The organism is Pseudoroseicyclus sp. H15, assembly GCF_054353345.1.
The window spans coordinates 484,035-497,827 of sequence record NZ_JBTHJE010000005.1; the positions used below are offsets into that span (position 1 = coordinate 484,035).

Genomic DNA, 13,793 nt, shown 5'->3' on the forward strand with positions numbered 1-13,793 from the left:
CCGGCATGACCCCGCTCCTCACCATGGACGACCTGCGCGTCGATCTGCCCCTCGGCGGGTTCCTGTCCCGCGGCCGCGCGCTCAACATCCTGGCCGGCATCACGCTCGATCTGCCCAAGGGCCAGACCCTCGGCCTCGTCGGCGAAAGCGGCTCGGGCAAGACGACGCTGGCCCGCGCGATCCTCGGACTGCAGCCGATCACCGGCGGCAGCCTCAGCTTCGACGGGCAACCGCTGGCCAGCCGGTCGGATTACCGCGCCATCCGCCGCCGCTCGGCGCTGATGTTCCAGGATGCCGCCGCCTCGCTCTCTCCGCGCATGAATGTCGAGGATGCGATCACCGAGCCCTTCGTGATCCATGGCGAGCCCATGGGCCGCCGCCGCGACCGCGCCGCCGAGCTCTTGGAGGAGGTCGGCCTGCCGCCGCAATTCGCCGCCCGCTTCCCGCATGAGCTGTCGGGCGGGCAGGCGCGGCGCGTGGGCGTGGCACGGGCGCTGGCGCTGAAGCCCGATCTCGTCATCGCCGACGAGCCGACGGCGGGGCTCGATGTCTCGGTGCAGGCCGACATTCTCAACCTGATGGCCGATCTGAAAGACAGGCACGGCCTGTCCTACCTGATCATCACCCACAATCTCGCGCTCATCCGCCATGTCGCCGACCGCATCGCGGTGCTCTATCTCGGCCGGCTGGTCGAGACGGGCCCGACGGCGGAGATCTTCTCCGCCCCCGCGCATCCCTACACGCAAAGCCTCCTCGCCGCCGAGCCGAAGCCCGACCCGCGCCGCCGCCGCAAGGATCTGGCCATCCAGGGCGAGATCCCGGGCGTGCTGCGCCGCCCCGCGGCTTGCGAATTCCACACCCGCTGCCCGCTCGCGCAGCCGATCTGCCGCAGCCAGGAGCCGGTTTTGCGGACCATCGCTCCGGGCCGTCAGGCCCGGTGCCACCTCATTGAAGAGAAGACCTTAGACAGGGAGACGACATATGACTTGGACAACCAATCGCCGCAGCTTTCTTAAGACCGCCGGGGCCGGCCTCGCCGGCATCATGGCAGCCCCCAATTTCGCCTGGGCGCAAGAGGGGGATACGCTGCGCATCCGCGTGGCGGCCGACTTTCAGGTGATCGACCCCTGGGCCGAGATCGGCGGGCTCGACGACATCCTCAACCGCTGCACCACCGTGACCCTGGTTCGCATCACCGACATGCGCGAGGGCTCGGAATGGGAGCTCTATGCCGCCGAAAGCCTGGAGTGGCAGAGCGAGACCGCGCTGGCCTTCACCCTGCGCGAGGGCCTGAGCTGGACGAACGGCTACGGCCCGGTGACGGCGGAGGATGTGAAATATTCCTTCGAGCGCATCGCCGGCTCTGACAGCGCGTGGGCCTACCAGTTCGAGGTGCTCGACCATGTCGAGGTCACCGGCGAGCGCACGGGCATCATCCACCTGACGCAGCCCTTCGCGCCCTTCATCGTCACCGCGCTGCCCTATTACGGCGGCCATCTGGTGAGCAAGGCGGCGGTCGAGGCGGTGGGTGGCAGCTATACCACCGAAGCACCGGCGGAATGCGGCCCCTTCCTCTTCGACAGCTGGGAGCAGCAGCAGAAGATCACGCTGAAGGCCAACCCCGACTGGCAGGGCGAAACGCCCGATTTCTCCACCATCGAATTCTACGTGGTGGAAGACGATCAATCGGCCCTGCTCGCCTATGAGGCCGGCAGCTTCGATTTCACCCGCGTCGCCGCCAGCGCGGCCAGCCAGCTGCATGCCAACATGCCCGAGGGCGCCGAGCTGATCGAGGCGAACAGCACCACCTACACCTGGCTCACCATCAACCAGAACGCCCCCGCCCTGCAGGACCAGCGGGTGCGCCGCGCCATCCAGCTCGCCTATGACAGCGAGGCGGTGCTCTACGGCGCCTATGACGGCACCGTCGGTCGGGCCACCGGGGTGATCCCGCCGACCTCGCCCTACGCCCGCGACAGCAACATCTATGCCGAGCGCGATGTCGAACAGGCGCGCGCCCTGCTGGCAGAGGCCGGCGCCGAGGGGCTGACGCTCAACCTCGTGGCTCAGACGGACAGCACCTCGCAGACCATCGCCCAGATCATCCAGGCCAGCCTGTCGGAGGCCGGCATCAACGTGGTGATCCAGCCCACTGAAGAGGCCGCCTATTGGGCGCTCGGCGACAAGACGGCGGGCGACGACTACCTGACGCTGGAGCTGGTGCTGCAAGGCTTCGCCGGCGGCGTCGACCCGACGGAGAACCTCGTCTGGTTCCGCCCCGACCAGATCGGCGTCTACAACTGGACGTTCTTCGACAGCGCCGAATACGAGGATCTCTACCAGCAGGCGCTGGTCGAGCTCGACGAGACCCGGCGCAAGGAGATCTTCAACCGCATGGAAGACCTGATGGAGGAGAGCGGCTCGTTCCTTTTCCTCGCCTTCGATCCTTATCTTGCGATCCACAATGCCGATCTGAAGCCGGTGATCCTTGCCGACGGACACCCCGACCCGGTACGCTTCGAAAAGGTGGAGTAAGACCTCCACGGGTGGCGCCCGATCCCCGGGCGCCACCGCACCGATCGGAAGGCGATGACCGTCAAGCGGGCCCCCAAGTACAGCCGATTGTCGGGCGTGGAGCGCCGCGCGCAGCTGGTAGCGGCTGGCCTTGCCTGCATGGCGCGCGGCGGCATCCAGGAATTCACCGTCGACCGCATCTGTGAGGAGGCCGGCGTGAGCCGCGGCCTCGTCATCCACCATTTCGGCTCGATGAACGCGCTGCTCGCCGCCGTCTATGCCTCGATGTACCTCGGTTCGACCCGTCTGCCCGACCCGCCGGCGCCCGGACAGACCCGTCTGTCTGCCCTGCTGGAGGCGTTCTTCGCCCCCGAGATCTTCAACCGCGACGCCTATAACATCTGGCTCACCCTCTGGGGCCAGATCTCGATCAACCCCGATCTGCGCGCTGAGCATCGCGTGCAATACGCCGCCTATCTGGCCGATGTCTCGGGCGCCATCGCCGAGGCGGCCGAGGGCAACGGTCGTCCCATCGAGGCCGAGCCGCTCGCCCGCGTGCTGATCTGCCTGATCGACGGGCTGGGCATCCAACATTGCATCGAACCGGAGTCGATGTCGGCGGAGACGGCGCTGGAGGCGTGCCGGGCACTGCTGCAGCCGCATCTCGGGGCGTTCTGAGGGCGGAGGGGGGCTGTCTGCCCCCCGCTGGCTGTGCCAGCCCCCCGAGGATTTTCTTGGAGCAAAGACAGGGGGAGGCCGGCCGCGCTCGGCCGGGATCGGGGGCGGTGCCTGTTGCGGGCGGAGGTGACGGGGCGGGCGGTCAGGCGTCGGTGCGGATTTCCAGCAAGGTCGGGCCGTCTTCCCGGCGCAGCTCCGTCAAGGCGGCGGCGGCCTCTTTGGGGTCGGCGGTGGTCTGCCGGTAGGGCAGGGCGCAGGCGCGGGCCAGATGGGCGAAGTCGGGCGGGGCGGGGTGACAGCCGATGATCTCGGTCCCGGCGGCTTCCATGGCGCGGGCGATTTCGAGATAGGCGTGGTTGTTCCAGATGACGAAGGTGATCGGCAGGCGCGCCTCGGCGGCCGTCATCAGCTCGGCCATCGAGAATTGCGCGCCGCCGTCGCCGTTCAGCGAGATCACGGGAGCGCCGGGCGCGGCAAGGGCGGCGCCGATGGCGGCGGGGATGGCAAAGCCGAGGGCGCCGTAGCCGGTGGCGGCGTTGAACCAGCCGCCGGGGCGGTCGTGATCGTAGAAGAGGTTCCCCGCATAGACCGGCTGGGCGCTGTCGCCGACGATGATGGCACCGGGCAGGGCGGTGCGCATCGCCTCCAGCGCGTCGAGGCAGGCGGCCATGTCACGGTCCAGCCCGGCACGGGCGCCCTCGCGGGCCGTCTTGGCGCGGGCGGGGCCGTCGCCGGAGCGGCCGGGGAGGCGGGCGGCGAGGGCGGGCAGGAGGTGTTCGGCGTGGCCGGCCAAGGTGATCTCGGCAGGGTGGCGGCGCAGCTGCGCCTCGGAGATGTCGATGCGCACCAGGCGGGCGGGGGCGGGCCAGCCGCCGTCGACCATCATGTCGTAGTCGGTCTGGCCGAACTCCGTGCCCACCGCCAGCACCGCGTCGGCCTCGCGGACGAGGGCGCGCACCGGCTCCAGGCTCGGGGAGGCGGGGACGGTGAGCAGATGGCCATGCATCAGGCCGCGGGCGTTGACCGTCTGGATGACCGGCGCGTCCAGCGCCTTGGCGACGGCCTGCAGCGCCGCCTCGGCCCAGCGGGCGCCGCCGCCGGCGAGGATCACGGGCCGCTCGGCCCCGGCCAGCAGGCGGGCGGCGGCGGTGAGCTCTGGCGGGAGCGAGGGCGTGGGGGACAGCAGCGGTTCTGAGGGTGCGGCAGCCGGCAGGGGCATGACGTCGAGCGGTACCTCGATGTGATGCGGGCCGGGGCGCCCGGTCTCCAGGGCGGCGAAGGCGGCGTCGAGGGCGGGGCCCAGCTCCTCCGGCTCGGACACGCGGGTGGCGGTGAGGGCGACGGAGGCGACTGTGCCGCGCTGGTCGGGCAGTTCGTGCAGCTTGCCGAGGCCGCGGCCGAGCGAGGCGCGGTCGTTCACGCCGGATATCACCAGCATGGGGGAGCTGTCGGCCCGGGCCTGGCCCATCGGGGTGAGCACGTTCGTGACCCCCGGGCCGGTGATGACCAGCGCCACGCCGGGCCGGCCGGAGACGCGGCCATATCCATCGGCCATGAAGCCGGCGCCCTGCTCGTGCCGGGCGGTGATATGGGCGATGCCGCTTCCCGCCAGCCCGCGGTAGAGCTCCACCGTATGGACCCCGGGGATGCCGAAGACATGGGTCACCCCGCGCGCCTGCAGCGCCGCGATCAGCGCCTCGCCGACGCTGGGGCCCTTGCCGGAGGCGCTCACGCCTCGGCTCCCGTGAGCGCCCGCGCATGGGCGATGATGCAGGTGGTGGCCTCGTCGAGCCGCTCGTCGCCGACCGTCAGTGCCAGGCGCACCCAGCCGGCGATCGAGGGGCCGAAGACGCTACCGGGCATGAGGGCGACGCCCGTCTCTTCCAGCAGGGCATGGGCATAGGCGGTGTCGTCGAGGCCCGTGGGGCGGATGTCGACAAGCGCGAACATGCCCGCCTCGGGGCGGTTGACGCGCAGCGGGCTCTCGCGCTCCAGCCGCTCGGCCAGCCGCGCCGCGCGGGCCGAGAAGCGGGCGCACATGCCGCGGGCGGCCTCAGACGGGGCCGAGATGGCAAGCTCTGTCATATCGGCGATAAAGGGCTGGCCGCCGAAGAGCATCGTCTCCGACAGGGGCAGCATCTTCCCGGCCAGCGCCTCGCTCATTACCGCCCAGCCGGAGCGGAAACCGGGGGCGGCGTGGCTTTTGGAGATCGAGGAGACGATGACCGTCCGCTCGGCCAGCTCGGGCCGGGCGAGGGGAGAGGCGAAGGGCACGCCGGCGAAGATCAGCTCTTCATACACCTCGTCGGCCACGATCCAGAGGTCGTGCTCGCGGGCGAGGGCGCCGATCGCGGCGACGTCCTCGTCTCGCAGCACGGCGCCGGTGGGGTTTTGCGGCGAGTTCAGCAGGATAGCCCGGGTGCGGGGCGTGATGCGGGCCGCCAGATCCTCGGCGGAGAGGCGGAAGCCGCGCTCGGGGCGCAGCGGCACGGCCACAGGCTCGGCGCCGGAGGCCCGGATGACGCCTTCGTAGGTGGCATACATCGGGTCACCCACCAGCACTTCGGTGCCGGCTTCGGCGAGGCCCATCATCACGGCGTAAAGCGCCGTTTGCGTGCCTGGGAAGCAGAGCACCTGGTCCGGCGTGATCTCGCGCCCGGTGCTGGCGCTGTAGCGGGCGGCGAGGGCGGCGCGCAGGCCGGCCTCGCCGCGCCCGTCGGAATATTCGGTGCGCCCGGCACGCATGGCGGCCTCGGCGGCATCGAGCAGGGCGGGCGCGACCGGCACATCCGGGTTGCCGATGGTCAGGTCGATGATCTCGCGGCCGGCGGCAGCGAGTTCGCGGGCGCGGAAGTAGATCTCCCACTTGGCGCCGCCGAGGTCGCCGAGCCGGTCGAGGATGGGGGCGTGACGGGTCATGGGTGCTCCGATGCAAGGTCGAGACCGGCGAGGTCGCCGAGCGAATTGAGGGCGATGGAGGTGATCTCGCCGGGGGCGAAGGCGGCGGGCAGGGCGCCGGCCTCGAGCCAGAGCCCGTCGAGCAGGGCGTTGGCGGCGATGGCGAGGCTGCGGGCCTCTGCCGGGGCCAGCGGCGTGCCGGCCTCGGCGCGGGCTTCGGTAAGCAGGGCCTGCAGGCGGTCGCGATAGGCGAGGTAGCTGGCCTCGTGCGTTTCCGCCATCTCGGGCGAGCGGCGCACCATGTGGATGAAGCCGGCCCAGAGCGACAGGCCGGCGCCGTCGGCGACGGGCGGGGTGACGGAGGCGCGGATCATGGCGGCCAGCCGGGCGCGGGGAGAGGCGCCGGCGGCAGAGACCTCGGCCTCGATGGTGGCAGACTGGGCAGCCATATGCGCGGCATAGGCGGCGTTCACCAGCGCTTCCTTGCCGGTGAAATGATGGCGGATCATGCCCTGGGTGATGCCGGCGCGCTCTGCGATGGCGCGGACGGTCGCCCCCTCCGGCCCCGCCTCGGCGATGAGCGAGACGGTGGCGTCGATGAGCGCGCGGCGGCGATCCTCGGCAGGCTCGCGGGTGAAGGCGCGGCGGGGGGCGGTGGTGGAAGTCATACGCTTGTATAATATCGGTGGCGGGGCGGGGGCAAGGGGGCGTGTTGCGACGCTTCGACTGTGCTCCCCACCCGGAAACGAGCGGAAGGCGCCGGGCGAGCGCCTGCCCGTTGCGGCGGGCTGGCGCTCTGGAGAAGGCAGCGAGTAGCTCGCCGCGAGGAGGGGTTTGGCGGGCATAAAGCGCTGTAGCGGGAAGGAAGCGGCGCCACCCCACGGGCCGGCGCTCGCCCGGCGCGGCGGGTGTTGAGCGGGAAGGAGGGCTGAAGCCCGCCCTACGGCCAGCCGCATGCCGCGACTGTAGGGCGGGGTTCAGCCCGCCATGCCCAAGCCCGCCAACCACTCCAGGAACGCCTGCGCCCCGGCGGAGAGAGACGGCGCTTCTGTCACCCAATAGGCCGTCCCGAGATCCATCGCGCCGCCGGGCCAGGGCGCCAGCGCCCCCTCGGCCACCAGGCGGGCGGTGATCGACTGCCAGCCGAGCATCACGCCGCGCCCGTCGAGCGCGGCTTGCGTGGCCTGCACGTAATTGTCGAAGCTCTGGCCCGGCTGCCGGGCGCGCGGCAGGCCGCGGGCGGCGAGATATTCCGGCCAGCCCGCCCAATGCAGGTTCTGGGCACTGCGCACATGGATGAGCGGCGCTGTGGAGAGATCGGTCAGCCGCGTGATCAGGTCGGGGCGGCCAACGGGGCAGACCTCTTCGTCGAAGAGCTTGCGTGTCGCCCCGTCGCGCCAGTCGCCGGCGCCGTAGCGCAGGGCCACGTCGATGCCGGGGGAGAGGGCCGGCAGGTCGGTCGGCGGGGCCTGCACGTTGACGGTGATGTCGGGATGGGCGGCGTAGAAGCCGGGCAGGCGCGGCATCAGCCAGTAGGTCGCCATTCCGAGCGTGCAGGCGACCGTCACCTGCGCCTCGGCCAGATCGGCGCGGCTGCGGATATCCTCGATGGCCGCCGTGATGGCGCCGAGGCCCTCGCGGGTGACGCGGGCGAGCTGCTCGCCCGCCGCCGTCAGCCGCGCGGGCCGGGTTGCCCTGTCGAGCAGGGGGGCGCCGACGTGATCCTCAAGCGCCTTGAGCGCCTGCGTCACCGCGGGCTGGGTGACGTTGAGGCTGGCGGCGGCGGCGCGCATCGAGCCGAGCCGGGCGACGGCCTCGAAAGTGGCGAGCAGGCGAAGGGGCGGCAGGCGGCTCATGACTTAAGCCTAGGGTTAAGTCTACTTCAGCACAATCGGCCTGTTTTGCACCAATCGGTGGTGCGAGGCTGCACGAAAGCCAATTTCCTGCAGTTTTACTTAAGGACCGCCGAGATGAACATGATGCTTGCCGCCGATGCCGTCGCCCTTGGCGAGAACGGGCTCGAAATCGACCTGCCCGAGGGGCGCAGCTACTTCAACTACTTCTGGCTACGCGACAATTGCCTGACCTCGTTCAATGCCTCGACGCGGGAGCGCAGCTTCGACATCTTCCACCTGCACCGGGCGCCGGTCGCAGAATCTGCGGCGGTCGAGGGCGACGCTTTGGTGATCCGCTGGGCGGAGGAGGGGCACATCTCGCGCTACCCGCTCGCGATGCTCTCGCGCTATGCGACGGGCGAAAAGCGGGCCGATCCGGCCGATCTGCCGCGCCGCGCCTGGTACGGCGATCACTATGGCGATGTGCCGCGCTTCTCGCAGCCCGAGCTGCTGGCCGACAAGGCGAAGCTGGCCGACTGGATCGAGGCGCTGATCATGGAAGGCCTCGCCATCGTCACCGACATGCCCGACAGCGACGCCGGCCTCACCGAGCTGGTGGAACTGATCGGCCAGGTGCGGCCCACCTTCTTCGGACTCTATTTCGACGTGAAGACCCATATCAACCCGACGAACACCGCCTATACCGCCAGCGCGCTGGAGCTGCATACCGACACGCCGGCGGAAGAGATGGCGCCGGGGGTGCAGTTCCTCCACTGCCGCGCCAATACAGTGCAGGGTGGGCAGAGCCTCTATGCCGATGGCGTGGCCGTGGCGAACGATTTCCGCGCGCGCGACCCCGAAGGCTTCCGCCTGCTGGCTGAGACGCCGGTGCCGTTCTTCTGCGAGCACGACACCTACGACATGCGCTCACGCCAGACGATCATCGAGCTGGATGAATATGGCGAGGTCTCTGGCCTGACGATCAGCCAGCACATGCTCGACATCTCCGACCTGCCGCAGCGCCTGCTCGACAGCTGGTACCCGGCGTTCTGCCGCTTCGGGCGGATGCTGCAGGAGGAGAAATATCTGATGCGCTTCACCATGAAGGCCGGCGAGTGCATGGTGTTCGACAACCATCGGATCGTGCATGGCCGCGCCGCCTATTCGGCCACCTCGGGCGAGCGCTACCTGCGCGGCACCTACGCCGACCGGGCGGAGATGCGCTCGACCTACCGGGCGCTGGTGAGCGAGGGGCGCTTCAAATGAAGGACGAGATCGCCAGCGAAACAGCCCTGCGGCAAGACCTCGCCGCCGCCTTCCGGCTCTGTCACCGCTTCGGCTGGAGCGAGTCGGTCAGCAACCACTTCTCGGCGGCGGTCAGCGCCGACGGCCGGCGGTTCCTGCTCAACCCGCGCTGGCGGCACTTCGCCAGCCTCCGTGCCAGCGACCTGCTTCTGCTCGATGCGGACGATCCGGGCGTGATGGAGCGGGCGGATGCGCCCGACCCCTCCGCCTGGGCGATCCACGGCACCATGCACCGCGAGCTGCCGGAGGCGCGGGTGATCCTGCATTGCCACGCGCCCTATGCCACGGCGCTGGCCTGCCTGAAGGACCCGACGATGCTGCCGCTCGACAACAACACCGCCCGCTTCTGGGGGCGGACGGGCTATGACCTCGCCTTCGGCGGCATCTCTGACAGCGCGGAGGAGGGGGCGCATCTGGCCGAGGCGATGCGCGGCAATTCCGTGCTGGTGATGGGCAACCACGGTGTGTCGGTGGCGGGGGAGAGCGTGGCGGCGGCCTTTGAAGACCTCTACTTTTTCGAGAAGGCGGCGCAGACGCAGATCCTGGCGCTCTCCACCGGCCAGCCGCTGGCGGTGCTGTCGGATGAAGTGGCGCAGGCCACAGCAGACGGCTGGGTCGCCTATCGCGGCATGGCTGACGAGCATTTCGCCTATCTCAAGGGCACGCTCGACGCCGAAGACCCAAGCTGGCGCGACTGATCAGGCCAGCCGCAGCCGCGCCACCAGCGGCAGATGGTCGGAGGCGAGGCGGCTTTCGGGCGTCGCCGCGACCTCCAGCCCCTCGGAGCGGAACTCGCCGGTATGGGCGATCCGGTCGAGGGGGAACATCGGGCGGCGGGCGTGAAAGGTGGGGGTATCGGCGAGGATGGTGAAGCGCTTGGCGAGACGCCCCAGCCCGACCGAGGTGCTGCGCTCGTTAAAGTCGCCCATCACCAGTGTCGGCAGCTCCTCGGCGGATTCCGCCAGCATGTCGTTCAGATGGGTCAGCTGCGCCCGGCGCACGCTGCGGGCAAGCGCCAGATGCACGCCGAAGACGCGAAAGCGCTGGCCGCCCTTGCAGAGCACCGCCTCGACCAGCCCGCGCGGCTCGAGGCTGCGCAGATCGCGGTGGCTGCGCTCCTCGACCTCGATACCGGGGCCGAGCAGCAGGGCATTGCCGTGCCATCCAAGGCTCTCGCGCCCATGGTCGAACTCGATGGCCCTGAGCCCTGTGCGCTGGAGGATCTCCATCCGGTCGAGCGCCGGGCGGCGCGGCTGCATCCGCAGATCGGCCTCCTGCAGCGCCACGACCTCGGCCCCGAGGCCGGCGATCACCCGCAGCACGCGGCCCGGGTCGCGCTTGCGGTCGGTGCCGAGCGTCTTGCGGATGTTGTAGGTGGCGACGCGCAGCTCTGTCACAGGAAGGGCGCCCCCAGGCGGAAGGTGCTTTCCAGCAGGCGCCGGGTGAAGCCGGGGCGCACGACGCCCTCTTCGGCCTCGGCCATGCGCTCGCCGAACCACAGCTCGAGCTTTGCGACACTGTCGGCATCGTAGAGGAAGAGCGCCATCTCGAAGTTGAGCAGCATGGAACGCACGTCGAAATTCGCCGAGCCCATCCAGCCGACATCGTCGATCATGCCGGCCTTGGCGTGCAGCATGCCCGGGTGCTGCAGCACGCGGCTGCCCCAGCGGTCGAGCTGGCGCAGATAAGCGCCGCGGGCGAAATCGGTAGTGCTCTTGTTGGATTTGCGGGGCACCAGCACGCGCACATCCAGCCCGCGGCGCGTGGCGGTGATCAGCGCCTGGGCGAGGTTTTCGGTGGGCAGGAAATAGGGCGTGGCGATCCACACCCGGCGCTTGGCGGCATGGATGGCCTGCACCAGCCCTTCGTGCAGCGCATCGCCCGGGTCATCCGGCCCGGTGGGCACGAGCTGAAGGATGGCGCTGCCGTCCGAGGCGCGCGGCTCCGCAGGGTCGCTGGCGCGGGCGCCGCCGGTGACGTCCCAGTCGCTGTGGAAGACATCCCAGAAATGCTGCACGACCGGCCCTTCGAGGGTGGCGCCTAGATCTGTCCAGCCGCCGGGGGCGAAGTACTCGTCGCCCACATTGCGCCCGCCCATCCAGGCGCGCAGCCCGTCCGCGACGACGAGCTTGCGGTGGTTGCGCAGGTTCAGGTGGCCGTTGTCTGGCGGGTGGATCAGCGGCGAGAACCAGCGCAGCTCGCCCCCGGCCTCGCGGAAGGCCCGCATTTCCTTGTGCGGCGGGTGCAGCGAGCCGAGCCGGTCGAGCACAAGGCGCACGCGAACGCCGTTGCGGGCCCGCTCGGCCAGCCGGGTGAGGAAGCGGCGGCCGGACTCGTCGCGGTCGACGATGTAGAGCGTGATGTCGAGGCTGGTCTTGGCGCCGTCGATCACCTCGTTGAGCGCGGCCTCGGCATCCTCCGGCTTGTCCTGCAGCGAGATGGTGTTCTGGCGTACGGCGGCGGGGGCACCGAGCCGGCGGAAGGTCTCTGCCAGCGCGGGCGGCGATTCCGGCAGCTCTTCGGCGGGCGGGTCGGTGAAGGCCAGCGGCGGGAAGCGGCTGCCCTGCTTGCGTACGCCGAGCGCCAGGAACACCGGCACGGCCAGATAGGGGATCAGAACGATGAAGAGGATCCAGGACAGCGCCGATTGCGGGGTGCGGCGCTGCTGCAGGATGAAGATCACGCAGATGGCCGAGGCGATCACCCCCAACACCACCAGAATATGATCGAAGAGCAGCATCATCATTGCGCCCCGCCTCGGCCTGTCACTCGCATGGCCGCAAGGTGCGGCGCGCGGCGCGGGATGGCAAGGTTGCCCCTGCGCCCGGAGCGCCTGCTCATTCGCGCCGCCGCCCCGGCTCGGCCTGCGGCAGCCGCGCCTCGATCGCCTCCAGCCGCGCCAGAACCTGATTGCGGTAATCGTCGGTCGCCGCGGTGCTTTCGGCCTGATGGGCGTCGTGCATCGAGTTCACGATGAGACCGACGACGAGGTTCATCACCGCGAAGGTGGTGATGAGGATGAAGGGCACGAAGAACAGCCAGGCCTGCGGATGTGCCTCCATCACCGGGCGAACGATGCCCATCGACCAGCTCTCCAGCGTCATGATCTGGAAGAGGGAGTAGGCCGAGGCGCCGAGCGTGCCGAACCATTCGGGGAAGGTCGCGGCGAACAGGCGCGTCGCCATGACAGAGGCGATGTAGAAGATCACGCCCATCAACAGGAAGACCGATCCCATGCCGGGCAGGGCCGAGATGAATCCCTCGACCACGCGCCGCAGCGTCGGCGCGACCGAGACGACGCGCAACAGCCGCAGGATGCGCAACGCGCGGAGCACGGCAAAGCCGTGGCTGGCGGGCACGAGCGACATCGCCACGATGACGAAGTCGAAGATGTTCCAGCCGTTGCGCCAGAAGCTCCGCCCCCGCGCGATCAGCTTGGCGCCAAGTTCCGCGACGAAGAAGGCGAGGCAGAGCCAGTCGAGCGCGATGATCACGGGGCCCGCGGCGGCCATGACCCGGCCGGAGGTTTCCAGCCCCAGAAGCAGGGCGTTGAACAGGATGACCCCCATGATCACCTGGCTCGTCAGGGGATGGTCGAGTAGCTGGGTCAGGCGCTGGCGGATGGTCATCGTGTCTCCCTGTGCGTCGCGTCCCCCTGATGTGGGGGAGCGGAGGGATTCGCCAAGGGGCTAGCTGTGCCCGCGCGGCGCGGCAGCGGAATTCGCGCGAATTCCGTGCACGAAAATCGCGCGATTTTCGGCCGCCCTGGGGAGTGCCCTCAGGGCTTGCGGGCGCGGATATGCGTGGGCCGGTGCTCGCCGGCCTCCAGCACGGTCAGCATCTTCTCCCAGATGTCGACGTTCTTGGCCACGAAGTCGGGCCCGAGCCGGTGGGCGACCTCGTCGGCCCAGGGGCCCTGCATGCGCGCCAGCTCGTCCTTGGCCACCTGCAGGTACCAGGGGTTGCGGTCGCGCGTCTCCACCTCCGTCATCCCGGCGGCGGCGCAGGCGTCGCTGTAGCGGGCGGGGGAGGCCATCCCGAAATCGAGTTCCTCGGCGGCCATGTAGGCCTGCATCTCGGGCGAGGGCGTGTCGTCATGGCCGATCAGCCAATCGGAGGCGAGGAACCAGCCGCCGGGCTTCAGCACCCGAGAGACCTCTTTCATCATCGCGTGCTTGTCGGGGATGTGGACGATGGAATCCTTCGAGAACACGACATCGAATGTCTCGGGCGGAAAGGGCAGCGGCCCCGGCGCTACCTTCACCAGCCCGATCCGTTCGGTCAGCCCGGCGGCCTCCACCAGCGTGCGGGCGCGGCCGAGCACGCCGTCTTCCACGTCGATGCCGGTGACGTAGCCCGCGCCATGGTTCTGCACGAGGGCGTGGTCGATGCCGCCGGCGCCGCAGCCGATGTCGAGCACCGAGGCGCCGGTGATGTCATGCCACTCCAGCACGCGCGCCACCTCCTCCGGCCCGCCAGGCGAGAGGAACCCCTCGCCCCAGAGGCTTTCGAGCAGGTCGATGAGATTGTCCTGGTAGAGTTCGTCCATGAGCGGCTCCTCGG

At 69.9% G+C, this 13,793-nt stretch carries 13 protein-coding genes; 5 read left to right on the forward strand and 8 right to left on the reverse strand.

The features are described from left to right. Positions 1–5: 5 nt before the first annotated feature. Genes ACXN5S_RS13085 through ACXN5S_RS13095 form a run of 3 tightly spaced genes read left to right on the forward strand, consistent with a single transcriptional unit; the run spans position 6 to position 3,192 of the window. Entirely contained in the window at positions 6–1,016 is a 1,011-nt protein-coding gene (locus ACXN5S_RS13085; RefSeq protein WP_458605877.1) for an ABC transporter ATP-binding protein, read from the forward strand. Further along, a complete protein-coding gene (locus tag ACXN5S_RS13090; RefSeq protein WP_458605878.1) occupies positions 982–2,535 on the forward strand; it encodes an ABC transporter substrate-binding protein in 1,554 nt (517 codons plus the stop codon). The genes ACXN5S_RS13085 and ACXN5S_RS13090 overlap by 35 nt, the downstream gene beginning before the upstream one ends. A 54-nt stretch (positions 2,536–2,589) precedes the next feature. Next, complete coding sequence (locus tag ACXN5S_RS13095; RefSeq protein ID WP_458605879.1) at positions 2,590–3,192, forward strand: TetR/AcrR family transcriptional regulator; 603 nt, start codon at positions 2,590–2,592, stop codon at positions 3,190–3,192. 142 nt (positions 3,193–3,334) lie between these two features. Here ACXN5S_RS13095 and ACXN5S_RS13100 read toward each other — a convergent pair whose 3' ends face one another. The 4 genes from ACXN5S_RS13100 to ACXN5S_RS13115 all read right to left on the reverse strand — a co-directional run bounded on the left by ACXN5S_RS13100 (position 3,335) and on the right by ACXN5S_RS13115 (position 7,946). Continuing rightward, entirely contained in the window at positions 3,335–4,924 is a 1,590-nt protein-coding gene (locus ACXN5S_RS13100) for a 5-guanidino-2-oxopentanoate decarboxylase (protein ID WP_458605880.1), read from the reverse strand. Beyond that, complete coding sequence (locus tag ACXN5S_RS13105; protein WP_458605881.1) at positions 4,921–6,111, reverse strand: pyridoxal phosphate-dependent aminotransferase; 1,191 nt, start codon at positions 6,109–6,111, stop codon at positions 4,921–4,923. The genes ACXN5S_RS13100 and ACXN5S_RS13105 overlap by 4 nt, the downstream gene beginning before the upstream one ends. Continuing rightward, positions 6,108–6,758 (reverse strand): TetR family transcriptional regulator C-terminal domain-containing protein, encoded by a 651-nt coding sequence (locus ACXN5S_RS13110; protein WP_458605882.1) that lies wholly within the window; start codon positions 6,756–6,758, stop codon positions 6,108–6,110. Before ACXN5S_RS13110 ends, ACXN5S_RS13105 begins: the two co-directional genes overlap by 4 nt. 309 nt (positions 6,759–7,067) lie before the next feature. After that, the gene (locus ACXN5S_RS13115) at positions 7,068–7,946 is read right to left on the reverse strand and encodes a LysR substrate-binding domain-containing protein (protein WP_458605883.1); all 879 of its coding nucleotides are present in this window, start codon (positions 7,944–7,946) and stop codon (positions 7,068–7,070) included. A 114-nt stretch (positions 7,947–8,060) separates the two neighbouring features. Here ACXN5S_RS13115 and ACXN5S_RS13120 point away from each other — a divergent pair, with 114 nt between their 5' ends. Beyond that, positions 8,061–9,191, forward strand: a complete 1,131-nt coding sequence (locus ACXN5S_RS13120) for a TauD/TfdA family dioxygenase (protein ID WP_458605884.1) — start codon at positions 8,061–8,063, stop codon at positions 9,189–9,191. Further along, positions 9,188–9,928, forward strand: coding sequence for a class II aldolase/adducin family protein (locus tag ACXN5S_RS13125; protein ID WP_458605885.1), 741 nt, complete (start codon positions 9,188–9,190; stop codon positions 9,926–9,928). The genes ACXN5S_RS13120 and ACXN5S_RS13125 overlap by 4 nt, the downstream gene beginning before the upstream one ends. On the opposite strand, the gene ACXN5S_RS13130 is transcribed toward ACXN5S_RS13125, so the two are convergent. The 4 genes from ACXN5S_RS13130 to ACXN5S_RS13145 all read right to left on the reverse strand — a co-directional run bounded on the left by ACXN5S_RS13130 (position 9,929) and on the right by ACXN5S_RS13145 (position 13,779). Then, positions 9,929–10,627, reverse strand: coding sequence for an endonuclease/exonuclease/phosphatase family protein (locus ACXN5S_RS13130; RefSeq protein WP_458605886.1), 699 nt, complete (start codon positions 10,625–10,627; stop codon positions 9,929–9,931). Next, a complete protein-coding gene (locus ACXN5S_RS13135) occupies positions 10,624–11,976 on the reverse strand; it encodes a phospholipase D-like domain-containing protein (protein WP_458605887.1) in 1,353 nt (450 codons plus the stop codon). The genes ACXN5S_RS13130 and ACXN5S_RS13135 overlap by 4 nt, the downstream gene beginning before the upstream one ends. Positions 11,977–12,067: 91 nt before the next feature. Beyond that, positions 12,068–12,859: an ion transporter gene (locus ACXN5S_RS13140; protein WP_458605888.1), complete on the reverse strand. Its 792-nt coding sequence runs from the start codon at positions 12,857–12,859 to the stop codon at positions 12,068–12,070. A 149-nt stretch (positions 12,860–13,008) separates the two neighbouring features. Continuing rightward, on the reverse strand, positions 13,009–13,779 hold the full coding sequence (locus tag ACXN5S_RS13145; protein WP_458605889.1) for a methyltransferase domain-containing protein: 771 nt from the start codon (positions 13,777–13,779) through the stop codon (positions 13,009–13,011). Positions 13,780–13,793 lie beyond the last annotated feature (14 nt).

Bases quoted from the DNA above. Each gene is read 5' to 3' on its own strand.
- ACXN5S_RS13085 (WP_458605877.1), top strand. From the start codon at position 6: ATGACCCCGCTCCTCACCATGGACGACCTGCGCGTCGATCTGCCCCTC.
- ACXN5S_RS13090 (WP_458605878.1), top strand. From the start codon at position 982: ATGACTTGGACAACCAATCGCCGCAGCTTTCTTAAGACCGCCGGGGCC.
- ACXN5S_RS13095 (WP_458605879.1), top strand. From the start codon at position 2,590: ATGACCGTCAAGCGGGCCCCCAAGTACAGCCGATTGTCGGGCGTGGAG.
- ACXN5S_RS13105 (WP_458605881.1), bottom strand. From the start codon at position 6,111: ATGACCCGTCACGCCCCCATCCTCGACCGGCTCGGCGACCTCGGCGGC.
- ACXN5S_RS13110 (WP_458605882.1), bottom strand. From the start codon at position 6,758: ATGACTTCCACCACCGCCCCCCGCCGCGCCTTCACCCGCGAGCCTGCC.
- ACXN5S_RS13115 (WP_458605883.1), bottom strand. From the start codon at position 7,946: ATGAGCCGCCTGCCGCCCCTTCGCCTGCTCGCCACTTTCGAGGCCGTC.
- ACXN5S_RS13120 (WP_458605884.1), top strand. From the start codon at position 8,061: ATGAACATGATGCTTGCCGCCGATGCCGTCGCCCTTGGCGAGAACGGG.
- ACXN5S_RS13125 (WP_458605885.1), top strand. From the start codon at position 9,188: ATGAAGGACGAGATCGCCAGCGAAACAGCCCTGCGGCAAGACCTCGCC.
- ACXN5S_RS13135 (WP_458605887.1), bottom strand. From the start codon at position 11,976: ATGATGATGCTGCTCTTCGATCATATTCTGGTGGTGTTGGGGGTGATC.
- ACXN5S_RS13140 (WP_458605888.1), bottom strand. From the start codon at position 12,859: ATGACCATCCGCCAGCGCCTGACCCAGCTACTCGACCATCCCCTGACG.
- ACXN5S_RS13145 (WP_458605889.1), bottom strand. From the start codon at position 13,779: ATGGACGAACTCTACCAGGACAATCTCATCGACCTGCTCGAAAGCCTC.